Source organism: Ornithinicoccus halotolerans, assembly GCF_009602535.1.
GTDB lineage: Bacteria > Actinomycetota > Actinomycetes > Actinomycetales > Dermatophilaceae > Ornithinicoccus > Ornithinicoccus halotolerans.
Window position 1 is genome coordinate 1 of sequence record NZ_WIQI01000051.1, and the last position, 20,323, is coordinate 20,323.

The 20,323-nt window shown below is 74.1% G+C and carries 17 protein-coding genes and 1 pseudogene; 6 read left to right on the forward strand and 12 right to left on the reverse strand.

What is annotated here, in order from left to right:
- A pseudogene (locus GFJ45_RS16790) lies at positions 1-198 on the reverse strand (hypothetical protein); the annotation flags it as partial.
- A gap of 84 nt (positions 199-282) precedes the next feature.
- Here GFJ45_RS16790 and GFJ45_RS09935 point away from each other — a divergent pair.
- Entirely contained in the window at positions 283-1,206 is a 924-nt protein-coding gene (locus tag GFJ45_RS09935) for a PIG-L deacetylase family protein (protein ID WP_228386804.1), read from the forward strand.
- Positions 1,203-2,309 carry a lysylphosphatidylglycerol synthase transmembrane domain-containing protein gene (locus GFJ45_RS09940; RefSeq protein ID WP_153396715.1) on the forward strand — a complete coding sequence of 369 codons (1,107 nt, stop codon included), beginning with the start codon at positions 1,203-1,205 and terminating at the stop codon, positions 2,307-2,309. The genes GFJ45_RS09935 and GFJ45_RS09940 overlap by 4 nt, the downstream gene beginning before the upstream one ends.
- A gap of 7 nt (positions 2,310-2,316) precedes the next feature.
- Here GFJ45_RS09940 and GFJ45_RS09945 read toward each other — a convergent pair whose 3' ends face one another.
- The 6 genes from GFJ45_RS09945 to GFJ45_RS09970 are packed head-to-tail and all read right to left on the reverse strand — an operon-like array spanning position 2,317 to position 8,504.
- Positions 2,317-3,090, reverse strand: coding sequence for a type 1 glutamine amidotransferase (locus GFJ45_RS09945; RefSeq protein ID WP_228386805.1), 774 nt, complete (start codon positions 3,088-3,090; stop codon positions 2,317-2,319).
- On the reverse strand, positions 3,087-4,439 hold the full coding sequence (locus GFJ45_RS09950) for a Mur ligase family protein (RefSeq protein WP_228386806.1): 1,353 nt from the start codon (positions 4,437-4,439) through the stop codon (positions 3,087-3,089). The genes GFJ45_RS09945 and GFJ45_RS09950 overlap by 4 nt, the downstream gene beginning before the upstream one ends.
- The gene (gene guaA, locus GFJ45_RS09955; RefSeq protein WP_153396719.1) at positions 4,436-6,013 is read right to left on the reverse strand and encodes a glutamine-hydrolyzing GMP synthase; all 1,578 of its coding nucleotides are present in this window, start codon (positions 6,011-6,013) and stop codon (positions 4,436-4,438) included. The genes GFJ45_RS09950 and guaA overlap by 4 nt, the downstream gene beginning before the upstream one ends.
- Positions 6,014-6,022: 9 nt before the next feature.
- Positions 6,023-6,397 (reverse strand): DUF3817 domain-containing protein, encoded by a 375-nt coding sequence (locus GFJ45_RS09960; protein WP_323368727.1) that lies wholly within the window; start codon positions 6,395-6,397, stop codon positions 6,023-6,025.
- Positions 6,394-7,146 (reverse strand): SURF1 family protein, encoded by a 753-nt coding sequence (locus GFJ45_RS09965; RefSeq protein ID WP_153396721.1) that lies wholly within the window; start codon positions 7,144-7,146, stop codon positions 6,394-6,396. The genes GFJ45_RS09960 and GFJ45_RS09965 overlap by 4 nt, the downstream gene beginning before the upstream one ends.
- Positions 7,143-8,504, reverse strand: a complete 1,362-nt coding sequence (locus GFJ45_RS09970) for a YncE family protein (protein ID WP_228386807.1) — start codon at positions 8,502-8,504, stop codon at positions 7,143-7,145. Before GFJ45_RS09970 ends, GFJ45_RS09965 begins: the two co-directional genes overlap by 4 nt.
- Before the next feature lie 82 nt (positions 8,505-8,586).
- Here GFJ45_RS09970 and GFJ45_RS09975 point away from each other — a divergent pair, with 82 nt between their 5' ends.
- Together GFJ45_RS09975 and GFJ45_RS09980 are read left to right on the forward strand one after the other, a co-directional pair.
- Positions 8,587-10,353 (forward strand): ABC transporter transmembrane domain-containing protein, encoded by a 1,767-nt coding sequence (locus tag GFJ45_RS09975; protein WP_153396725.1) that lies wholly within the window; start codon positions 8,587-8,589, stop codon positions 10,351-10,353.
- Complete coding sequence (locus tag GFJ45_RS09980; RefSeq protein WP_153396727.1) at positions 10,350-12,122, forward strand: ABC transporter ATP-binding protein; 1,773 nt, start codon at positions 10,350-10,352, stop codon at positions 12,120-12,122. The genes GFJ45_RS09975 and GFJ45_RS09980 overlap by 4 nt, the downstream gene beginning before the upstream one ends.
- A 15-nt stretch (positions 12,123-12,137) precedes the next feature.
- Here GFJ45_RS09980 and GFJ45_RS09985 read toward each other — a convergent pair whose 3' ends face one another.
- Entirely contained in the window at positions 12,138-13,259 is a 1,122-nt protein-coding gene (locus GFJ45_RS09985; protein ID WP_153396729.1) for a GuaB3 family IMP dehydrogenase-related protein, read from the reverse strand.
- Positions 13,260-13,311: 52 nt separating this feature from the next.
- Complete coding sequence (guaB, locus tag GFJ45_RS09990) at positions 13,312-14,823, reverse strand: IMP dehydrogenase (protein WP_153396731.1); 1,512 nt, start codon at positions 14,821-14,823, stop codon at positions 13,312-13,314.
- Between the two features lie 187 nt (positions 14,824-15,010).
- Between guaB and GFJ45_RS09995 the strand changes: the two genes are divergently transcribed.
- Positions 15,011-15,280 carry a WhiB family transcriptional regulator gene (locus tag GFJ45_RS09995; RefSeq protein ID WP_153396733.1) on the forward strand — a complete coding sequence of 90 codons (270 nt, stop codon included), beginning with the start codon at positions 15,011-15,013 and terminating at the stop codon, positions 15,278-15,280.
- A gap of 116 nt (positions 15,281-15,396) precedes the next feature.
- Here GFJ45_RS09995 and groL read toward each other — a convergent pair whose 3' ends face one another.
- The 3 genes from groL to GFJ45_RS10010 all read right to left on the reverse strand — a co-directional run bounded on the left by groL (position 15,397) and on the right by GFJ45_RS10010 (position 18,844).
- Positions 15,397-17,016, reverse strand: a complete 1,620-nt coding sequence (gene groL / locus GFJ45_RS10000; protein ID WP_153396735.1) for a chaperonin GroEL — start codon at positions 17,014-17,016, stop codon at positions 15,397-15,399.
- A gap of 94 nt (positions 17,017-17,110) precedes the next feature.
- A complete protein-coding gene (gene groES / locus GFJ45_RS10005) occupies positions 17,111-17,410 on the reverse strand; it encodes a co-chaperone GroES (protein ID WP_153396737.1) in 300 nt (99 codons plus the stop codon).
- A 171-nt stretch (positions 17,411-17,581) separates the two neighbouring features.
- The gene (locus tag GFJ45_RS10010) at positions 17,582-18,844 is read right to left on the reverse strand and encodes a phospholipase D-like domain-containing protein (RefSeq protein ID WP_153396739.1); all 1,263 of its coding nucleotides are present in this window, start codon (positions 18,842-18,844) and stop codon (positions 17,582-17,584) included.
- Between the two features lie 30 nt (positions 18,845-18,874).
- On the opposite strand from GFJ45_RS10010, the gene GFJ45_RS10015 reads away from it, so the two are divergent.
- Entirely contained in the window at positions 18,875-20,179 is a 1,305-nt protein-coding gene (locus GFJ45_RS10015; RefSeq protein ID WP_228386809.1) for a THUMP-like domain-containing protein, read from the forward strand.
- Positions 20,180-20,323: the final 144 nt, after the last annotated feature.

Genomic DNA, 20,323 nt, shown 5'->3' on the forward strand with positions numbered 1-20,323 from the left:
CCACCGCGCGGGAGGAGACGCCCTCGGCGCGCAGCGCCCGCACCATGCCCGGTGCGGCGGCGGCGTCGGCCAGCTGCTGGCGGTGATGACCTCGACCTGGTCACCGGCCGCCTGCAATCGACCGGCCAGGCCGGAGACCTGGGTCTCGATCCCGCCGGTCCGCGGCGGGTAGCAGTCGGACACCAGCGCCACCTTCACGGCGCCAGCCTGCCACGGCGCCCCCCGCTCGCCGGACACCGGTGGTCCGCCGCCGCGGGCCGGCGGCCGCGTAGGCTCCTGCCCGTGGGGCAGGAGGGTCCAGCGAGTCCGGTGCGCCCGGCGGCGTCGGTGGACGCAGCCGGGCGGCGCACCGTCGTCGCGCTGCACGCTCATCCCGACGACGAGGCCATCCTCACCGGCGGCACGCTGGCCGGGTTGGCCCGCGCCGGCCACCGCGTGGTGCTGGTCACTGCCACCGACGGCGGCGCCGGAGTGGCGTCGCGCCGCTACGCCCAGGCACCCGGGGGACTGGCGGCCCGGCGCCGGGAGGAGCTGGCCGCCAGCGCCCGCGCGCTGGGGATCGCGCGGACGGTGCGGCTCGGTCATGCCGACAGCGGCCTGGCCAAGGGTCCCGGTGACCGGCCGCCCCCGCCGGGCGACGTCGGCCGGGTCGCCACCGCCGCGCTGCCCTTCGCCGCGCTCGACCCGGCGGCGGTCGCGGCCGAGGTGGCTGAGGTCGTGGCCCAGGAGTCGGCGGACCTGCTGCTGGGCTACGACGCCGCCGGCGGCTACGGCCATCCTGACCACCTCCAGGTCCACCGGGTGGCGAGGCTGGTCGCCGCGGCCGCCGGCGTGCGGCTGCTGGAGGCCACGGCACCGCGGGAGCCGCTGGCGCTGCTCGCCCGGGCGGCCGGGGTCCTCCGGCCCCGGCAGGACCTCACCGGGTGGCGGGAGGGCTTCACGCCGCGCGGCGCGATCGGCTACCGCGTCGACGTCGGGCCCGAGCTGGTGGCCAAGCGAGCGGCGCTGCTGGCACACGCCTCGCAGGCCACCTCCGGAGCGGGCGGCTCCGGCCCCCGTACGCTGGCGCTCGTGCGAGCCGTCCCGACCGCTGTCCTGCGCGCGGCGCTGGGGACGGAGTACTTCGTGGATCCTGCGGCGCGGGGGCAGGCGTCCGCGGACCGACGGGTCGCCGCGACCGCGCTGCTCGCAGGGGTGGGGCGGTGACCGGCGAGGCGAACGGCGGGGAGCCGACCCTGCGCCGGTGGGGGCTGCGGGAGATCGTGCAGTCGGTCATCGGGCTCACCCTCGCCGCCTGCCTGCTGGTCTTCGGGCTGCCGCGGGTCGCGGACACGACCTGGGCGGAGATCCTGACGCTGCTGCGGCAGGTGCCACCGGGGCGGGTCCTGATCATGGGCGCGCTCACCCTGACCGGGCTGTACTGCTACACCTACACCCTCACCGGGTCGCTGCCGGGGCTTTCGCACTTCCGGGCGCTCATGGTCAACGCAGCGGGGTCGATGGTCAGCAACGTGCTGCCCATGGGCGGGCCGCTGGGGGTCGCGCTGACCTATGCGATGTTCCGCTCCTGGTCGTTCACCCGGCGAGCCATCTCGACGGCGCTGGTGGTCACCTCGGTGTGGAACCTGATGACCCGGCTCGCGCTGCCGGTGCTGGCCGTCCTGGTGGTCGTGTTCGGGCCGGTGGACGTGCCGGACCCGGTCATGGTGGGGGCCGCCATCGGGGCCGCGGTGGGGGGAGCGGTGCTGGCGCTGTTCGTGCTGGTGATCTACTCCAGCACGGTGTCCCACGCCGTGGGTCGCAGCCTGGGCCGGTTCGTGGGCCTGTTCTCGCGGCGGGTCCGCAGCAGCCAGGCGCTCGACCAGCTGATCCAGGACCAGCGCGAGCGCACCGGGACGATCGTGCGCCGGCGCGGCGCACAGATGACGCTCGGCCTGACGGGCATGTTCTCCTTCTTCTTCGTGCTCTATGTCGTCGCGGCCCGCACCGTGGGGCTGGACCTGTCGGTGCCGCACCTGTTCACCGCCTACGCCTTCCGCCAGCTACTGACCGTCGTGGCGATCACGCCAGGTGGGCTGGGCGTCACCGAGGTCGGGACGGCCGGGGTGCTGGTGTCGTTCGGGGCCGAGCCCGCCGCCGCCTCGGCGACCGCGCTGCTCTACGCGATCTTCACCCACGTGCTGGAGGTGCCGCTGGGACTGCTGGCGTGGTTCGGCTGGACCCGCAGCCGCCGGCGCCACGCCGCCCGAGCGGCCGCTGGGGACGCCGAGGACGCGGAGGCTCCGCCCTCGGCGCCAGAAGGCTCCTGAGCGGCCCTCAGCCGGTCGCGAGCAGCCGGCGCACCTGCCGGCGGTGGGCCTCCTGGGCCAGGGTGTCGTCCACGTCGCCGGGGACGAAGTCGCCGGTGGCCCGCCGCGCGGCGGCGCCGACGAGGAAGTCGGCCAGCGCCGGGTTGGCCGGTAGCAGCGGACCGTGCAGGTAGCTGCCGATGACGTTGCCGGTGCGGGCACCCTCGGTGCCATCGTTGCCGTTGTTGCCCGAGCCGTGCCGGACCCGGCCGAACGGCTGCTGGCCCGGCCCCAGCTCGGTGGACCCGGAATGGTTCTCGTAGCCCACGACGTCGCCCAGCTCGGTCTCCAGCACGACCGGACCGATCATCCGCTTGGCGTTGCCCCGTGCGGTGACGTCCAGGATCCCGAGCCCGGGCAGCCTGGTGCCCTCGACGGTGGTGAAGGCCTGCCCGAACAGCTGGTACATCCCGCAGATCATCAGCATCGGCACCCCGTCGGCGACCAGCTGCCGCAGCCGGTCGGCATGGGCGGCGAGGTCGTCCTGGACCCGGATCTGACCGGAGTCCTGGCCGCCGCCGCCGACCAGCAGGTCGGCCCGCTCCGGCCACGGGGCACCCGGGTGGTGGTCGTGGACCACCGGCTCGTACCCGTGCCAACGCAGCCGTGCGGCCAGGCAGCGGGTGTTCCCCAGGTCGCCGTAGATGCTCATCTCCCGCGGGTACAGGTGCACCAGGTGCACCCGGCCCTTGCTCCCGCCCGGTGGCGGGCCGGTCAGGTCGGCGGTGTGCTGCTCACTCACGAGGCCTCCTCCCCGAACCGGGCCAGCCCGTACCGGGCGGCCAGCCGGCGTCGCAGCGCCATCATCGCGGTGTAGGTGCAGAAGACCCGCATCGGCTGCCCGGCGTGCTCGCGCAGGAAGTCGTCCAGCGCGGTGTCCAGGTCCGTCTCGACGCGGCCTACGGCCACCCCGTCGTAGTGGAGACGCAGCGCCATGTCCCAGGCCCGGACCCCGCTGGTGACCGCGACGCCGTGGTCGGCCAGCGAGGTGAACGACACGTCGTACAGCCAGGAGACGTCGCGCCCGTCGGCGTAGTTGTCGTTGATGGCGATCATGGTGGCGGCCGGCTCGGCGCCGTAGGTCCCGAGCGCGACGGTGAACCCGGCCGGGTTCTTCACCAGCACCAGCTCCAGCGGCGCGCCGTCGACGTCGATGGTCTCCCCACGCCCGAACGGCGGTGTCACCTCCCGCAGCGCCGCCAGCGCGCGGGCCGGGTCGAACCCCGACCCGAGCACGGCTCGGGCGGCGGCCGTGGCGGCGGTGGCGTTGATCTGCGCGGCCAGGCCGCGCTGCCGCAGCCGCACCGGACCCACGTCCGTGCCCCCCGGGAAGCGGATGGTGCAGCTGCCGTCGTCGGCGGGGAGCAGCAGCGCGTCGGCGCCCTGGAGGTCCATCTGCCGCACCCCGTGCTCAGGGTCGGCGGCGCGCACGTCGGCCTCCTGCAGCTCGGGCAGCAGGTCCGCGACGCTGGGGTCGACCCCGAACCAGTGCACCCGCACGCCGGGGCCGACCTCGTGCTGGATGCGGGAGACGAAGGCGTCGTCGGCGTTGAGCACGACCGCCTGGGTGGCCTGTCGGGCCAGCCGCGTGAGCAGGTCGGCGGTGTGGTCGATCTCGGCGAACCGGTCCAGCTGGTCGCGGGCCACGTTGAGCACGAGCGCGTGCGTGGGCGCGACCTGTGCGGCGAAGTGCAGCGCGTGCGCCTCGTCCAGCTCCAGCACCGCACAGTCGGCCTGCAGCCGGCCGCGGAGGCCGACCTCCGGCAGCAGCGCGGAGAGCACCCCGCGGGTGAAGTTGCTGCCGGTCGGGTTGGTGAAGACGCGCAGCCCGTGCCGGCGCAGCAGCGCGACCAGCATCCGGGTGGTGGTGGTCTTGCCGTTGGTGCCGGAAACCACGACCACCCCGCCGGGCAGGTCACCAAGGGTGTGCCGCAGCAGGCCCGGGTCGACCCGCTCGGCGACCAGTCCGGGCAGCGCGGACCCACCACCGCGCAGCCGGGTGGCCCCGCGGGCGGCCTTGCCGGCCAGCAGCGCCACGGAGGTCCGCACCGCTGCCGCTCGCCCGCGGACCCCGGTCGCGGCCACGCTCACTCCCACTCGATCGTGCCCGGCGGCTTGCTGGTGACGTCCAGCACCACCCGGTTGACCTCCGGGACCTCGTTGGTGATGCGCCCAGAGATGCGGGCCAGCACGTCGTAGGGCACCCGGGTCCAGTCGGCGGTCATGGCGTCCTCGCTGGAGACCGGCCGCAGCACGACCGGGTGGCCGTAGGTGCGCCCGTCGCCCTGGACCCCGACCGAGCGCACGTCGGCCAGCAGCACGACCGGACACTGCCAGATTTCCCGGTCCAGCCCGGCGCGGGTCAGCTCCTCGCGTGCGATCCCGTCGGCGCGGCGCAGCACCGCCAGCCGCTCGGCGTCGACCGCGCCGACGACCCGGATGGCCAGCCCCGGACCGGGGAACGGCTGCCGCCAGACGATCCCCTCGGGCACGCCCAGCTCCAGCCCGACCTGTCGGACCTCGTCCTTGAACAGCGCACGCAGCGGCTCGATGAGGGTGAACTGCAGGTCCTCGGGGAGACCGCCGACGTTGTGGTGGCTCTTGATGTTGGCCGCACCGGTGCCGCCGCCGGACTCCACCACGTCGGGGTACAGGGTGCCCTGGACGAGGAACTTCACCGGGTGGCCCTCGGCGTCCGCGGTGCCGGCGACGTCCCGGGCCGCCTGCTCGAAGACCCGGATGAACTCCCGGCCGATGATCTTGCGCTTCTGCTCCGGGTCGCTGACCCCGGCGAGCGCGGACAGGAACCGCTCCTGGGCGTCGACGACGACCAGGTCCACGCCGGTCGCGGCGACGAAGTCCTCCTCGACCTGGCGGGCCTCCCCCTCCCGGAGAAGGCCGTGGTCCACGAACACGCAGGTGAGCTGGTCCCCGACGGCGCGGTTCACCAGCGCGGCGGCCACCGAGGAGTCCACGCCCCCGGACAGCCCGCAGATGACGTGGGCGTCACCGACCTGCTCGCGGACCTGCTCCACCAGCTCCTCGACGATCTGGCCGCGGGTCCAGGTGGGTGCCAGCCCGGCGCCGCGGCGCAGGAAGTTCTCGATCACCCGCTGCCCGAACGCCGAGTGCAGCACCTCGGGGTGCCACTGCACGCCGTAGAGGCGGCGCTCGTTGTCCTCGAACGCCGCCACCTCGGCGCCCGGCGTGGTGGCGGTGACCGCCATGCCGTCGGGGGCACGGGAGACCGAGTCGCCGTGCGACATCCACACCGGCTGCTCCTCCGGCTGGCCGTGGAAGAGGGTGCAGTCGGTGTCGCCGATGCGGGCCTTGGTCTCGCCGTACTCGCGCTGACCGGTGTGCGCGACGTCGCCGCCGAGCGCGGCCGCCATCGCCTGGAAGCCGTAGCAGATGCCCAGCACCGGCACGCCCGCCTGCAGCAGCGCCGGGTCCAGCCGCGGCGCCCCCTCGCTGTAGACCGAGGCCGGGCCGCCGGAGAGCACCAGGGCGGCCGGCTCCCGGGCCAGGATCTCCTCGGCCGGGGTGTCGTGCGGGACCACCTCGCTGTAGACGTCCGCCTCGCGCACCCGGCGGGCGATGAGCTGGGCGTACTGCGCGCCGAAGTCGAGCACCAGCACCGGGTGCTCCTGCAGGGTCGAGGTCACCGGCCCAGGCTAACCGTGGCTGCCGGCCGGCTGGCGCTCGCCCGGGACGCCGGCCTCGCGGGCGGCCAGCTCGCCCCGCGCCCGCCGGGTCATCCGGTGCTCGACCCAGAACGACAGCAGCGGCACGCACCCGGCGAGCATGACGCCGACGATCGTGCCCAGCCCCCACCGCAGCTCGAAGCCCAGCAGCATCACCGCGACCAGGTACACCATGTAGAGGAACCCGTGCGGCATCGCCCACCAGTCCAGGGCGTGGTTGCCGAAGCCGTAGCGCAGCACCATGTGCAGCGTCAGCACCAGCAGCGCGACACCCACGACGAAGGCCATCGTGCGGAAGAAGGTGAGCTTGCCCTCGGGAGACATGGCCGTCTCGGCTCCTCTCACTCGTTGGGGTCCATGGTAGGACGGGCCTCCTCGCGCAGCTGACGCGCCCACAGCACGACCGCGAAGCCCGCGAACACCCACCACTGCAGGGCGTACCCCAGGTTGCGCCAGTCCATCCCACCACCGATGACCGGTGGGGGAACCCGCTCGACCTCGGGGGCGGACAGCCGGGGCCGCTCCTCCTGGGCGAAGACGAAGGCGTTGTACCAGTCGCCTGGGCGCTCGTTGGCCAGCGCCGCCAGGTCGATGGAGCCGCGCTGCCCCTCCGGCAGGTCCCGGTCCGCCGCCGGCGACTCGCCCGGGGCGAGGGTGCCTTCGACGGTGACCGGCGACGTCGGCACCGCGCCGGCCTGGGCGGGGTCGGTCACGAAGCCGCGCACCACCAGCAGCGTGGCGCCGGTCTCGGCCACCTCCAGCGGGGTGACCACCCACAGCCCCTCCCGGCCCTGCAACAGCCGCTCCGGGACCAGGAACTGGCCGTCGGGCCGGTAGCGGCCCTCGACCCGGACCGGACGGTTGCTGCCGTCCTCGGGGAACGGCTGCTGCGGGGCCAGCGCCTCCGGCAGCGGCACGACCGGGCGGGCCTGCTGCTCGGCGACCAGCTCGCGCGCGCCCTCGTTGCGGGCCACCGACAGCTGCCAGGTGCCCAGCTGCCAGCACGCGACGCAGACGGCGACCATGACGGCGGTGAGCAGCAGCCAGCGCGGCGTGCGCACGGTGCGCCACACCGACCCAGGCGTGGTGGTCACCGGCCCGAGGAACCTCCCGCCGCGTCGTCCCCGTCCGCCGCGGGCTCGGTGTCGTCGAAGACGGCGATGCTGCCGCCGTAGGCCGCCACCCACACGCTGTGCGTGGTCGGCTCGTAGGTGACCCCGATCGGGGTGGCGTCGGTCGGCTCCTTCTGCAGCAGCGTCATGTCCGAGGTCCGGATCTTGGCCACCGAGGGCTCGTAGTAGTTCACGACGTACAGCGCGGTGCCGTCCGAGGACAGCGTCATGCTCCGCGGCTCCCGGCCGGAGACGACCTCGTCGACGATCTGCTCGGTCTCGGTGTCGATCTTGTAGACGGTGTCCGCGCCGCTGACCGCGAGGTAGAGCCACCTGCCGTCCTCGGACAGGTTGAGGTGCCGCGGCTTGTCGGTGGTCTCCATCATGACCTCGGACTCACCGGTCTCCAGGTCCACCTTGAACAGCAGGTCCGCGTACATCGCCGTGACGTAGGCGGTGCGGTTGTCGGGCAGCACCTCGATGCCCCGCGGGGCGGCCGCGACCGGGATGACGTCGACCTCTTCGGCGGCCTCGATGTCGACCACGCTGATGGTGGAGTCACACCAGTTGCTCACCAGCACGCGGGTCTGGTCCGGGGTGATGTCGACGAACTTGGGGACCGCGCCGACCTCGATCGCCTGGTCCCACGCCATCTCCTCGGCGTCGAACCGGTAGAGGAAGCTCGCCCCCACCCCGTCGGAGGGCGTGCAGGCGTCGAAGCCCTCCTTGCCGAACCCGGAGCCGTACATCGTGTACTGGGAGACGTAGGCGTAGCGGCCGTCCGCCGTCCACGCCGCCTCGACCGGCGCCCCCCGCGACAGCCCAGGGTGACCTTCCACCCCCAGCTCCGCGAGGTCGACCTCGTCGCTGAGGGTGGCCACCAGCTCCCGCGACTCGGCGTCGTAGACGGTCGAGGTGTGGCTGTACATCATGTTGTTGGCGATGACCAGGCCGTGCCCGTTGGCCACGACCGACTTGGGGGTGATGCCACCGGTCAGGTAGTCGACCTGCTCCATCGTCGTCTGCTCCGAGGGCACCTCCGGCAGCGCCGGGGCAGCGGCCGGCTCGGTCTCGCCGTCGGCGCCCTCGGCACCGGCGTCGTCGGCTGCGTCCTCGTCCGCGGCCTCCTCGGTGCCGGCGGCGTCTCCCCCGCCTCCGGTGGGCTCCTCGGTGGCACCGGCGTCCTCGGCGACGGCCCCACCAGGTGCGGCGGCGCCGGCCTCGTCCTCCTCCGCGCCCTGCCCCAGGCAGGCGGCCAGGACGGCCACGCCAGCCACGCCCGCTACCGCGGCCGCGACCCGGCGGCGCCGCACGTAGACGCTCTCTCGGCGGATCCTCACCTGTGCTGCTCCATCCCTCGAAGTCGCTCCCAGGGTAAATGGGTTGAGCCGCTGTTCTGGCACGCCATACCGTGATCGGGCCATGCGCCCCCTCCCCCTCGCCCATCCGGGCGACCCTGACGTGCGCGGCCCGATGGCCTACCTGTGGTGGCTGGGCCGCGCCATGTGGCCGACCCTGCTGTGGTCCTCGCTGCTCGGGGCGACCTGGATGGTCAGCCAGGCGCTGGTGCCCGCGGTGGTGGGGCGGGGCGTGGACGCCCTCATCGACGGGGACGGTGCCGCGGTGGGGCGCTGGGCGGCACTGGTGCTGTTGCTCGGGCTGGTCGCGGCCGGCACCGGGGTGCTGCGGCACCGGGCCGCGGTCAGCTGCTGGCTGCAGGCCACGTTCCGCACCATCCAGCTGGTCACCGACCACGCCGTCCGCACCGGCGCGGCGCTGCCGCGCACCCTCCCGACCGGCGAGATCATCACCGCGACCGCCTCCGACGCCCACCGGGTGGGCGCCACGTTCGACGTGGTCGGCCGGTTCGCCGGGGCGGTGGCGACCTATGCGGTCATCGCGGTGCTGCTGCTGTCCCGCAGCACCACCCTCGGGCTCATCGTGCTGCTCGGGGTGCCGCTGCTGGTGGCGACGCTGGGCACGGTGCTACGGCCGTTGCAGCGCCGGCAGGCCGCCCAGCGGGAGGAGTCCGGCCGGCTGACCGCCCTGGGGGCGGACACCGTCACCGGGCTGCGGGTGCTGCGCGGCATCGGCGGGGAGGAGACGTTCCTGTCCCGCTACGCCGCCCAGTCCGGCGAGGTGCTGGCAGCCGGGCGGAGGGTGGCCCCGGTGCAGGCGCTGCTCGACGCCGCCCGGGTGCTGCTGCCGGGGCTGTTCACGGTCGTGGTGACCGCGATCGGGGCCACCCTGGTCTCCCGGGGCCAGCTGCGCCCGGGTGACCTGGTGGCGTTCTACGGCTATGCGATGTTCCTGGTGATGCCGTTGGCCACCGCGACCGAGTTCGCAGACCGGCTGCTGCGCGCCCGGGTCTCGGCCCGCAAGGTGCTGGCGGTGCTGGCGGTGCGTTCCGACGACGAGGCGAGCCGCGCCGAGGCCCCGCCCTCCCCGGCCGGGGCCGGGAGGACCACCGAGCTCCCCGGCCCCGGCGTGGCGGCGCTGGAGGACCCGGTCTCCGGGGTGCAGGTCCAGCCCGGCGAGCTGCTGGCGCTGGTCAGCGCCCGTCCCGAGGAGGCCGCGGCGGTGGCCGACCGGCTGGGGCGGCTCGGGCCCACGGTGACACCGGCCCGGTGGGGCGGGGTCCCGCTGGCCACGGCCGACCTGGCGCAGCTGCGCCGCCGGGTCGTGGTGGTGCACAGCGACCAGCTGTTGTTCACCGGCACCGTCCGGGAGGCGCTCGACCTGCGCGGGGACGCCGACGACCGACGGATCGAGCGGGCCCTGCACGCCGCCGACGCCGGCGACGTCGTGGCCGCCCTGCCGGGCGGACTGGACGGTGAGGTCACCGAGCGGGGCCGGGCGTTCTCCGGCGGGCAGCGGCAGCGGCTCGTGCTGGCCCGTGCGCTGCTGCTGGACCCGGAGGTGCTGGTGCTGGTGGAGCCGACCTCCGCCGTCGACGCCCACACCGAGGCGCGGATCGCGGCGCGGTTGGCCGCGGCCCGCCGCGGCCGCACCACCGTGGTGACCAGCGCGAGCCCGCTCGTGCTCGACCACGCCGACCGGGTGGTGCACCTGCGCGACGGCGTGCAGGTCACCAGCGGCCGGCACCGGCAGCTGCTGGCCGAGGACGGCGGCTACCGCGCCGTCGTGCTGCGCGGCGTGGAGCCCGAGACCCAGGAGGTGACCCGGTGAGGCCGGTGACCGTCGACCACGACGGCGTGGAGCGGACGCTGCCGATCGCCGACGGCGCCGGCGTGCGCCGCCACGCCGTGACCCTGCTGCGCGAGCACCGGCGCGGGCTGGGCGCCGTCCTGCTGTGGCACGGGTTGGCCGCCGTCGCCGCGCTGGCCGGCCCGTACCTGGTGGGCCGGCTGGTCGACGCCCTGGCGGCCGGCGCGGTCGACGGTGCCACCGTGGCCGGGTACGTCGGCCTGCTGGTCGGCTTCCTGCTGGCGCAGACCGGCCTGACCTGGGCCGGCGCCCGGGCTGCCTTCGTCGTCGGCGAGACGGTGTTCGCCCGGCTGCGGGAGCGGTTCATCGCGCAGGTCACGGCGCTGCCACTGTCGACGGTCGAGCGCGCCGGCACCGGCGACCTGCTCTCCCGCACCACGAACGACGTGGAGTCGCTCAACCACGTGGTGCGGATGGCCGTGCCGACCATCGTGGTCTCGGCGGTCACCGTCGTGCTCACCGTCGGCGCGGCGGTCCTCACCCACCCGCTGGTGGCGCTCGGGATGCTCTCCGCGCTGCCGCTGGTGGTCCCCTCCACCCGGTGGTTCCTGCGCCGCGCCCCCGAGGGCTACCTGTGGGAGCGGGCCGCCTACGCCCGCGGCAACGGCGTGGTGACCGAGACCGTGGAAGGCGCCCGCACCGTCGAGGCGCTGTCGCTGCAGCCGCACCGGCAGCACCGGATGCGGACGGCGATGACGGAGATGTACGCCGCCGAGCGGCGCACGCTGTTCCTGCGGTCGGTGTGGTTCCCGCCGCTGGACCTGGCCTTCGTGCTCCCCATCGCGGTCACCCTGCTCTGGGGCGGCTGGCTGGTGACCGAGGGCCACGCCAGTATCGGGTCCGTCACCACGATCGTGCTCTATGTCGTCCAGGTCGGCGAGCCGCTGGACACGCTGCTGATGTGGCTGGACGAGCTGACCGTCGGCGCCACCTCGCTGGCCCGGATCGTCGGTATCGCCGACGTGCCCCCGGACCGCACGCCCAGCGGGGAGCAGCCGGAGGGCGAGCAGCTGTCGGTGCGACGGGTCCGGTACGGCTACCGACCCGGCACCGACGTGCTGCACGACGTGAGCCTGGACCTGCGCCCCGGCGAGCGGCTCGCCGTGGTCGGGCCGTCCGGCGCCGGCAAGTCAACCCTCGGGCGGCTGCTGGGCGGCATCGACGGTCCCCGGGTGGGCCGGGTCGACGTCGGCGGCGTGCGGCTGGTGGACCTGCCGCTGGAGCAGCTGCGCCGCGAGGTGGCGCTGGTCACCCAGGAGCACCACGTGTTCGTCGGCACCGTGCGCGACAACCTGCTGCTCGCCCGTCCCGGCGCCGACGACGCCACGCTGTGGCGGGCGCTGGAGGCGGTCGACGCCGCTGACTGGGTGCGCCGGCTCCCGGCCGGGCTCGGCACGGAGGTGGGCAGCGGCGGGCGCCGGCTCTCCGACGGCCAGGCTCAGCAGGTGGCGCTCGCCCGGCTGGTGCTGGCCGACCCGCATACGCTGGTGCTGGACGAGGCCACCTCGTTGCTCGACCCGCGCGCGGCCCGCCACCTGGAGCGGTCGCTGGCCGGCGTGGTGGCCGACCGGACGGTCGTCGCGATCGCCCACCGGCTGCACACCGCGCACGACGCCGACCGGGTGGCCGTGGTCGAGGACGGCCGGATCCAGGAGCTGGGCACCCACGAGGAGCTGCTGGCCGCCGGCGGCGCCTACGCGGCGCTGTGGCGCACCTGGCGCGACGAGTGACCCGGTGGCCCCGCGTCAGCGGGGCCGGTACGGCGCGACGACCACCTCGACGCGCTGGAACTCCTTGAGCTCGGTGTAGCCGGTCGTGGCCATGGCCCGGCGCAGTGCGCCGGTGAGGTTGGTGTGACCGTCGGCGCCCTTGCCTGGCCCGAGCAGGATCTCCTGCAGGGTGCCGGCGGTGCCGACCTCGACCCGCTCCCCCCGCGGCAGCCAGGAGTGGTGGGCCTCGGAGCCCCAGTGGAAGCCACGGCCGGGGGCCTCCTCGGCGCGGGCCAGCGCCGCCCCGAGCATGACGGCGTCGGCGCCGCAGGCGACCGCCTTGACGACGTCGCCGGAGTGGCCCATGCCGCCATCGGCGATGACGTGGACGTAGCGGCCGCCCGACTCGTCCAGGTAGTCGCGCCGCGCCCCGGCCACGTCGGCGATCGCGGTGGCCATCGGGGCGTGGATGCCCAGCGTGGTGCGGGTGCGGTGCGCTGACCCACCGCCGAAGCCGACCAGCACGCCGGCCGCGCCGGTGCGCATCAGGTGCAGCGCGGCGGTGTAGGTGCCGGCGCCGCCCACCACCACGGGCACGTCCAGCTCGTAGATGAAGCGCTTGAGGTTCAGCGGCTCGGCCTGCCCCGAGACGTGCTCGGCGGAGACCGTCGTGCCGCGGATGACGAACAGGTCCACCCCGGCCTCGACGACGGTGCGCCAGTGCTCCTGGGTGCGCTGCGGCGACAGCGCCCCCGCCACGGTCACCCCGGCCTGGCGGATCTCCTGCAGCCGCTCGGTGATCAGCTCCGGGCGGATCGGCGCCGCGTAGAGCTCACGCAGCCGTGGGATGCAGTCGCTCGCCGGCAGCGAGGCCACCTCGGCCAGCTGCGCGCTGGGGTCGTCGTAGCGGGTCCACAGCCCCTCCAGGTCCAGCACCCCCAGGCCGCCCAGCCGGCCGATCGCGATGGCGGTCTCCGGTGACATCACCGAGTCCATCGGGGCGGCGAGGACCGGCAGCTCGAAGTGGTAGGCGTCCAGCTGCCACCCCAGCGACACCTCCTCGGGGTCGCGGGTGCGCCGGGACGGCACCACCGCGATGTCGTCGAAGGAGTAGGCACGCCTGCCGCGCTTGCCACGGCCGATCTCGATCTCGGTCACCGGGACAGGCTACCGGGCTGCCGACGCGGTCCTGGCAGCTCGGGCCGGCCGCTCACGGCCGGGAGTAGTTGGGGGCCTCCACCGTCATCTGGATGTCGTGGGGGTGGGACTCCTTCAGGCCGGCGGCGGTGATGCGCACGAACTGGCCCTGCTCGCGCAGCTCGTCGACGGTGCCGGCGCCCACGTAGAACATGGACTGCCGCAGCCCCCCGATGAGCTGGTGGGCCACCGCACTCAGTGGGCCCCGGTAGGCGACCTGGCCCTCGATGCCCTCCGGTACCACCTGGTCGTCGCCCACGTCAGCCTGGAAGTAGCGGTCCTTGGAGTAGGAGCGGCCCCGGCCACGGGACTGCATCGCCCCCAGGCTGCCCATGCCGCGGTAGGACTTGAACTGCTTGCCGTTGATGTAGACCAGCTCGCCGGGGCTCTCCTCGCAGCCGGCCAGCAGCGACCCGAGCATCACGGTGTCGGCGCCGGCGACGATGGCCTTGGCGATGTCACCGGAGTGCTGCAGCCCACCGTCACCGATCACCGGCACACCCGCCGGGCGCGCCGCCTGGGCGGCGGCGTGGATGGCGGTGACCTGCGGCACGCCCACACCCGCGACGACGCGGGTGGTGCAGATCGAGCCCGGCCCGACGCCGACCTTGACGGCGTCGGCGCCGGCGTCGACGAGGGCCTGCGCGCCGGCTCGGGTGGCGACGTTGCCGCCGATCACGTCGACGTGGGCGGTGGCGGAGTCGGCCTTGAGCTTGCCGATCATGTCGGTGACGCCGCGGGCGTGGCCGTTGGCGGTGTCGACGACCAGGACGTCCACGCCGGCCTCGACCAGGGCCATCGCGCGCTCCCAGGCGTCCCCGAAGAACCCGACGGCGGCTCCGACCCGGAGCCGCCCGGAGCCGTCCTTGGTGGCCTGCGGGTACTTCTCGGTCTTGGTGAAGTCCTTGACGGTGAACAGTCCCTTGAGCCGGCCCGCACCGTCCACGATCGGCAGCTTCTCGACCTTGTGCTGCGCCAGCAACCCGAGCACGTCCTCCTTGGCCACGCCCTCGCGGGCGGTGACCAACGGCGCCGGGGTCATCACGTCGCGGACCCGGCGAGAGAAGTCGGCCTCGAACCGGATGTCGCGGTTGGTGATGATGCCCACGAGCATCCCCGCGTCGTCGACGACCGGCAGCCCGGAGATCCGGAACCGGCCGCACAGCTGGTCCATCTCGGCCAGGGTGGCCTCGGGGCCGATGGTGACTGGGTCGGTCACCATGCCGTTCTCGGACCGCTTGACCTGGTCGACCTGCGCAGCCTGGTCGGCGATCGAGAGGTTGCGGTGCAGGATGCCCAGCCCGCCCTGCCGGGCCATCGCGATCGCCATCCGGGTCTCGGTCACCGTGTCCATCGCCGCCGACAGCAGCGGCATCCGCACCCGGATCCGCCGGGTGAGCTGACTGGTCGGATCCGCCTCACTGGGGATGACGTCGGTCTCCCCCGGCAGGAGGAGCACGTCGTCGTAGGTCAGTCCCAGTTCCCGGAAGGGACCCGGCACCTCCGGGGAGAGCTCAGCCGCCATGCACCGATTGTATGGCCCGCTCCGGACGTGCCCCTGCCTGCGGGTGCCGTCCGGGAGGCGCGGCCGCTCCCCGTCCGGCTCACCGGAGACGCCAAGCGGTGTTTCAGGGTTCGTCAAGGTGGGTATGAGGACTATCGACAGGGTCGACGGCAGGTCGACACCGTCTGCCGTAAGGAGGATGAGACAAGTGGTCGAGATCGCTCGCCAGCCAGGTCCCATCGCGGAGCTGTGGGAGTGGCAGTACCAAGGGCTGTGCCGCACCGTCAGCCCGGAGGTCTTCTTCCACCCGGAGGGGGAGCGCGGTCCAGCCAGGCGCCGCCGAGACGAGCGCGCCAAGCAGGTCTGCCTGCGTTGCCCGGTGCTGGACCAGTGCCGACAGCACGCGCTGGCCACCCGGGAGCCCTACGGCGTCTGGGGCGCGATGACGGAGGACGAGCGACAGCGCCAGTACGTCTGAACAGCGACTGGCCCGGGGCTGCTCCCGGACCAGCTGGGCACGACAGGAGCGGCCGGCCGCGCGAGGTGCGCGACCGGCCGCTTTTCCGTGTCTGCCCGCAGGGGCGGTGACTGGCGTCAGGCGCCGTGCCCGTGGCCGTGCCCGTGGCCGGCCTCCTGCTCCTCCTCCTCCGGCTTGTCCACCACGAGGGTCTCCGTGGTCAGCACCATGGAGGCGATGGAGGCCGCGTTGAGCAGCGCCGAGCGGGTGACCTTGACCGGGTCGATGACGCCGGCGGCCATCAGGTCGCCGTACTCGCCGGTGGCCGCGTTGAGGCCCTGCCCCGGCCCCATCTCGGCGACGCGGGTGGTCGCCACGTAGCCCTGCAGGCCGGCGTTCTCGGCGATCCAGCGCAGCGGCTCCGGCAGGGCCGAGCGCACGATCGCCGCACCGGTGGCCTCGTCACCGGTGAGCGACAGCTCGTCCAGCGCGCTGGCGGCGTGGATCAGGGAGGCGCCACCGCCGGCGACGATGCCCTCCTCGATGGCCGCGCGGGTCGCCGAGACGGCGTCCTCGATCCGGTGCTTCTTCTCCTTCAGCTCCACCTCGGTGTGGGCGCCGACCTTGATGACGCACACGCCGCCGGCGAGCTTGGCCAGCCGCTCCTGCAGCTTCTCGCGGTCCCAGTCGGAGTCGCTGGCCTCGATCTCGGCCTGCAGCTGGGTCACGCGCGCCTGCACGTCCTCGTCCGCGCCGGCACCGTCGACGATGGTGGTGCTGTCCTTGGTGGCCACGACGCGGCGGGCCTTGCCCAGCACCTCCAGCCCGACCTGGTCGAGCTTCAGACCGACCTCCTCGGCGACGACCTCGCCGCCGGTGAGGACCGCCATGTCCTGCAGCATCGCCTTACGGCGGTCGCCGAAGCCGGGCGCCTTGACCGCGACGGCGTTGAACGTGCCGCGGATCTTGTTGACCACGAGGGTGGACAGCGCCTCGCCCTCGATGTCCTCGGCGATGATCAGCAGCGGCTTGCTGTCCTGGGCGACCTTCTCCAGCAGCGGCAGCAGGTCGCTGACCGCGGAGATCTTGCCCTGGTGCAGCAGCACGTAGGCGTCCTCCAGGACGGCCTCCATGCGCTCGGTGTCGCTGACGAAGTAGGGCGACAGGTAGCCCTTGTCGAACTGCATGCCCTCGGTGAAGTCCAGCGCCAGCTCGGTCGTGGAGGACTCCTCCACGGTGATGACGCCGTCCTTGCCGACCTTGTCGAAGGCGTCGGCGATCAGCTCGCCGATGCTGGTGTCCTGCGCAGACAGGCCGGCCACCTGGGCGATCTCGTTGCGGTCGTCGATCTCCCGGGCGTTGGTCAGCAGCCGGTCGCAGACCGCCTGCACGGCCTGGTCGATGCCTCGCTTGAGCCCGGCCGGGCCGGCGCCGGCGGCCACGTTGCGCAGGCCCTCCTTGACCAGGGCCTGGGCGAGCACGGTGGCGGTGGTGGTGCCGTCACCGGCGATGTCGTTGGTCTTGGTGGCGACCTCCTTGGCGAGCTGGGCCCCGAGGTTCTCGTAGGGGTCGTCCAGCTCCACCTCGCGGGCGATGGTGACGCCGTCGTTGGTGATGGTGGGGGCGCCCCAGGCCTTGTCGAGCACGACGTTGCGGCCCTTGGGGCCCAGGGTCACCTTGACCGCGTTGGCCAAGGCGTCCACACCGCGCTCGAGCGCCTTGCGGGCGCCGTCGTCGAACTGCAGCTGCTTGGGCATGGTGTCCTTCCTGACGGGGGGAGCGAGCGGGTCGGGTCCACTGACGTGGTGCGCCCCGGGCCCCGCGGTGCGGGGCGCCGGGGCGGCAGGGACGTCAGGAGCCGACGACCGCCAGCACGTCGCGGGCCGAGAGGATCAGGTACTCCTCGCCGGAGTACTTCACCTCCGTGCCGCCGTACTTGCTGTAGATCACGCGGTCACCGACGGCGATGTCGAGCGGGATCCGCTCGTCGCCGTCCTCGTTCCAGCGGCCCGGACCGACGGCCAGGACCTCGCCCTCCTGGGGCTTCTCCTGGGCGGTGTCCGGGATGACGAGACCGGAGGCCGTGGTCTGCTCGGCCTCGACGGCCTTGACGACGATCCGGTCCTCGAGCGGCTTGATGGAAACCGACACAGTGGGGCCTTCCCTTCGCGAGTGTCGACGTTGTCTTCGTAGGTCAGTGCCCGGCGCGGGCCGCCGTCGCGGGTGTCGGCACGTCCGGAGCGCTTGGCACTTGCCAAGGGCGAGTGCTAAGTCGAATGTAGGCACGCGCTTAGCACTCGGTCAAGCCGAGTGCCAGCAGCGTCACAGCAGCGGCTTGAGCGGGGCGAGGAAGCGCTCGGTGGCCCTGACCAGCAGGCCACGCTCTTCCCACTCCGCCAGCGTGAGCTCGCGGCAGTTGGCCAGGTCGGCGGCGAAGATCTCCTCCAGCTGCCGGGCGTGCTCCCGTCCCCGGATCTCCAGGTTGACCTCGTAGTTGCCGAACAGCGAGAGCCGGTCGATGTTCGCCGTCCCGACGGTGCCCCACTCCCCGTCCACGGTCGCGGTCTTGGCGTGCACCATCACGTTCTCGTAGAGGAAGATCCGGACCCCGCCGGCGAGCAGCCGGGTGAAGTAGCTGCGGGCGACCCAGTCGGCGACCACGTGGTTGGAGGCCTCGGGCATGATCACCCGCACGTCCACGCCCCGGGCCGCTGCCGTGAGCAGCGCGTCCAGGATCTCCACGTCGGGGATGAAGTAGGCCTGGGTGATCCAGATCCGCTTGCTGGCCCGGTCGATCGCGTCCAGGTAGATCCGGCGCACCGGGAACAGCAGCCGGCTGGGCTCGTTGCGGGCGGCGATCACCTGCCAGCCCCACGTCGGGCTGCCGGTGTCCGGCAGCACCGGCAGCCGCTGGGTGCGGTGGCGGTTCCAGAAGTCGACGAAGCTGTTCTGCAGCTCCCAGACCCCCTCGCCGCTCAGCCGCACGTGGGTGTCCCGCCACTGGGTGGCATAGAGGGCGCCGATGTTGTAGCCGCCCACGAACCCGACCTTCCCGTCGACGACCAGGATCTTGCGGTGGTCCCGGCCCTGCCGGCGCACGTCGACGATCGGGATCCCGCCGCGCACCACGGGGAAGCGCATTACGTGGACCGAGTCCGGGAACCGCTTGAACTCCCGGGGCACGACCAGGTTGGCGAACCCGTCGTAGACCACGCAGACGGTCACCCCTCGCTCGGCGGCGGCGATGATGGCGTCCTTGAACCGCTGGCCAACCGCGTCGCCCTTCCAGATGAAGGTGGCCAGGTAGAGGTACTCCTGGGCCCCCTCGATGGCGTCCAGCATCGCCTCGAAGAGGTGCTCGCCGTAGGTGTACGTGGTCACCGCGGTGCCCCCCACGTCGGCCTCACGCGGGTCCCCGCGGGGCACGGCGTGCACCTCGGCGGTCCGCTGCTTGCGGATCTTGTCGACCGCAGTGATGGTCGCGGCCAGTCCGACCTGGGCGGCGAACGTGGCCAGCCCGGCGCGCAGGGCCCACCGGGGCGTGCGCCGCAGCCGGGTGGCGAGCGTGTCCCCGGTGTCCGCCATGCGAGGAATCTACCGGGGAGGATGGGCACCGTGGACGTCGACCTGGTGACCCGGCTGGCCGCCGGCAGCGGCCGGGAGCTGCTGGCGCGGCTGCCGCCCTACCGGGACGTGGACGCGGTGGCGTGGAGCACGCGGCTGCGGCGGGAGGGGCACGACCCGGAGCTGGTCGCGGCGGTCCTCTCCCAGGCGCGGCTGCGCGACCGGGCCGGGGACCGGCTCGGCCCGTGGGCCGACCGGCTGCTGCTCACCCCGGACGGGCTGGAGCAGGCGACGCGCTGGCCGGTGGCCCTGCGGCACGCCCGGCGGCTGGCGGCCACGGGCGCGAGACGGGTCTGGGACCTGGGGTGCGGCATCGGCGTGGACGCGCTCGCGATGACCGAGGCGGGGCTGGCGGTGACCGCGGTGGAGGCCGACCCGGTCACCGCCGCGGTCGCGCGGGCGAACCTCACCGGCCGGGCCGGGAGCGAGGTGCTCACCGCCCGGGCCGAGGACCTCGACCTGCCCAGGGACACCGGCGGCCAGGCGGCGTGGTTCGACCCGGCGCGGCGCGCGGCCCCTGGCGCGGCACGGCACGCCTCCGGGCGGGCCCGCCGGCTGTTCCGGCTGGAGGAGCTCTCGCCCTCCTGGGACCAGGTCACCGCGACGGCGGCCCGGTTCCCGGCCGCCGGCGCCAAGCTGGCCCCCGCCTTCCCCCGCCAGCGGGTGCCCGCGGGCGTGCTGGCCGAGTGGGTGTCGGTGGACGGCGCCCTGCTCGAGTGCGCGCTCTGGTGGGGGTCGGCGGCCGGCCAGGAGACCGGTCCCCGGGCCGTCGTGGCCCGGGCCGGCGCGTGGCACGTGCTGACCCCGGACGAGGACGGGGTCGAGGACGGGGACGAGGACGAGCGGGCCCAGGACGAGGCGCTCGCCGCGGCCGCGGCCGCCACCAGGGAGGCGCGCGGTCCGGCCACGACCGGGGACCTCGGTGACTGGCTGTACGAGCCCGACGGCGCGGTCGTGCAGGCAGGACTGATGGGCACCCTGGCCCGGCGGCTGGGCGCCCGCGACCCCGAGCCGGGCGCGGGCTACCTCATCGGGGACCGGGCCACGGACAGCCCGTTCGCCCGCCGGTTCGCGGTGCTCGGTGAGGCGCCGGCGACCGGGAAGCGGCTGCGTGGGTGGGCCCGGGAGCGCCACGTGGGGGAGCTGGTGCTGAAGAAGCGCGGCGCACCGGTCGACCTGGACCGGCTCCGGCAGCAGGTGGGGACGCTGCGGGGCGGGGAGCGGGCGGTCGTGGCCCTCACCCGGCTCCGGGGCCGCACCGTCGCCCTCCACCTCGCCCCCGCCGACGGCGGCTGACCGGCGGACGGCAGCGCCGCTCAGCCGTCGCAGCCGTGCCCGACGGGCAGCTCCCCCACGGCCACCGGTAGCCGCCCCGGCGCGGGCTGCCCCCCGACCAGCACCGCCGCGAGCGCAGCCAGGGAGGCCCGGCCGCGGCCGAAC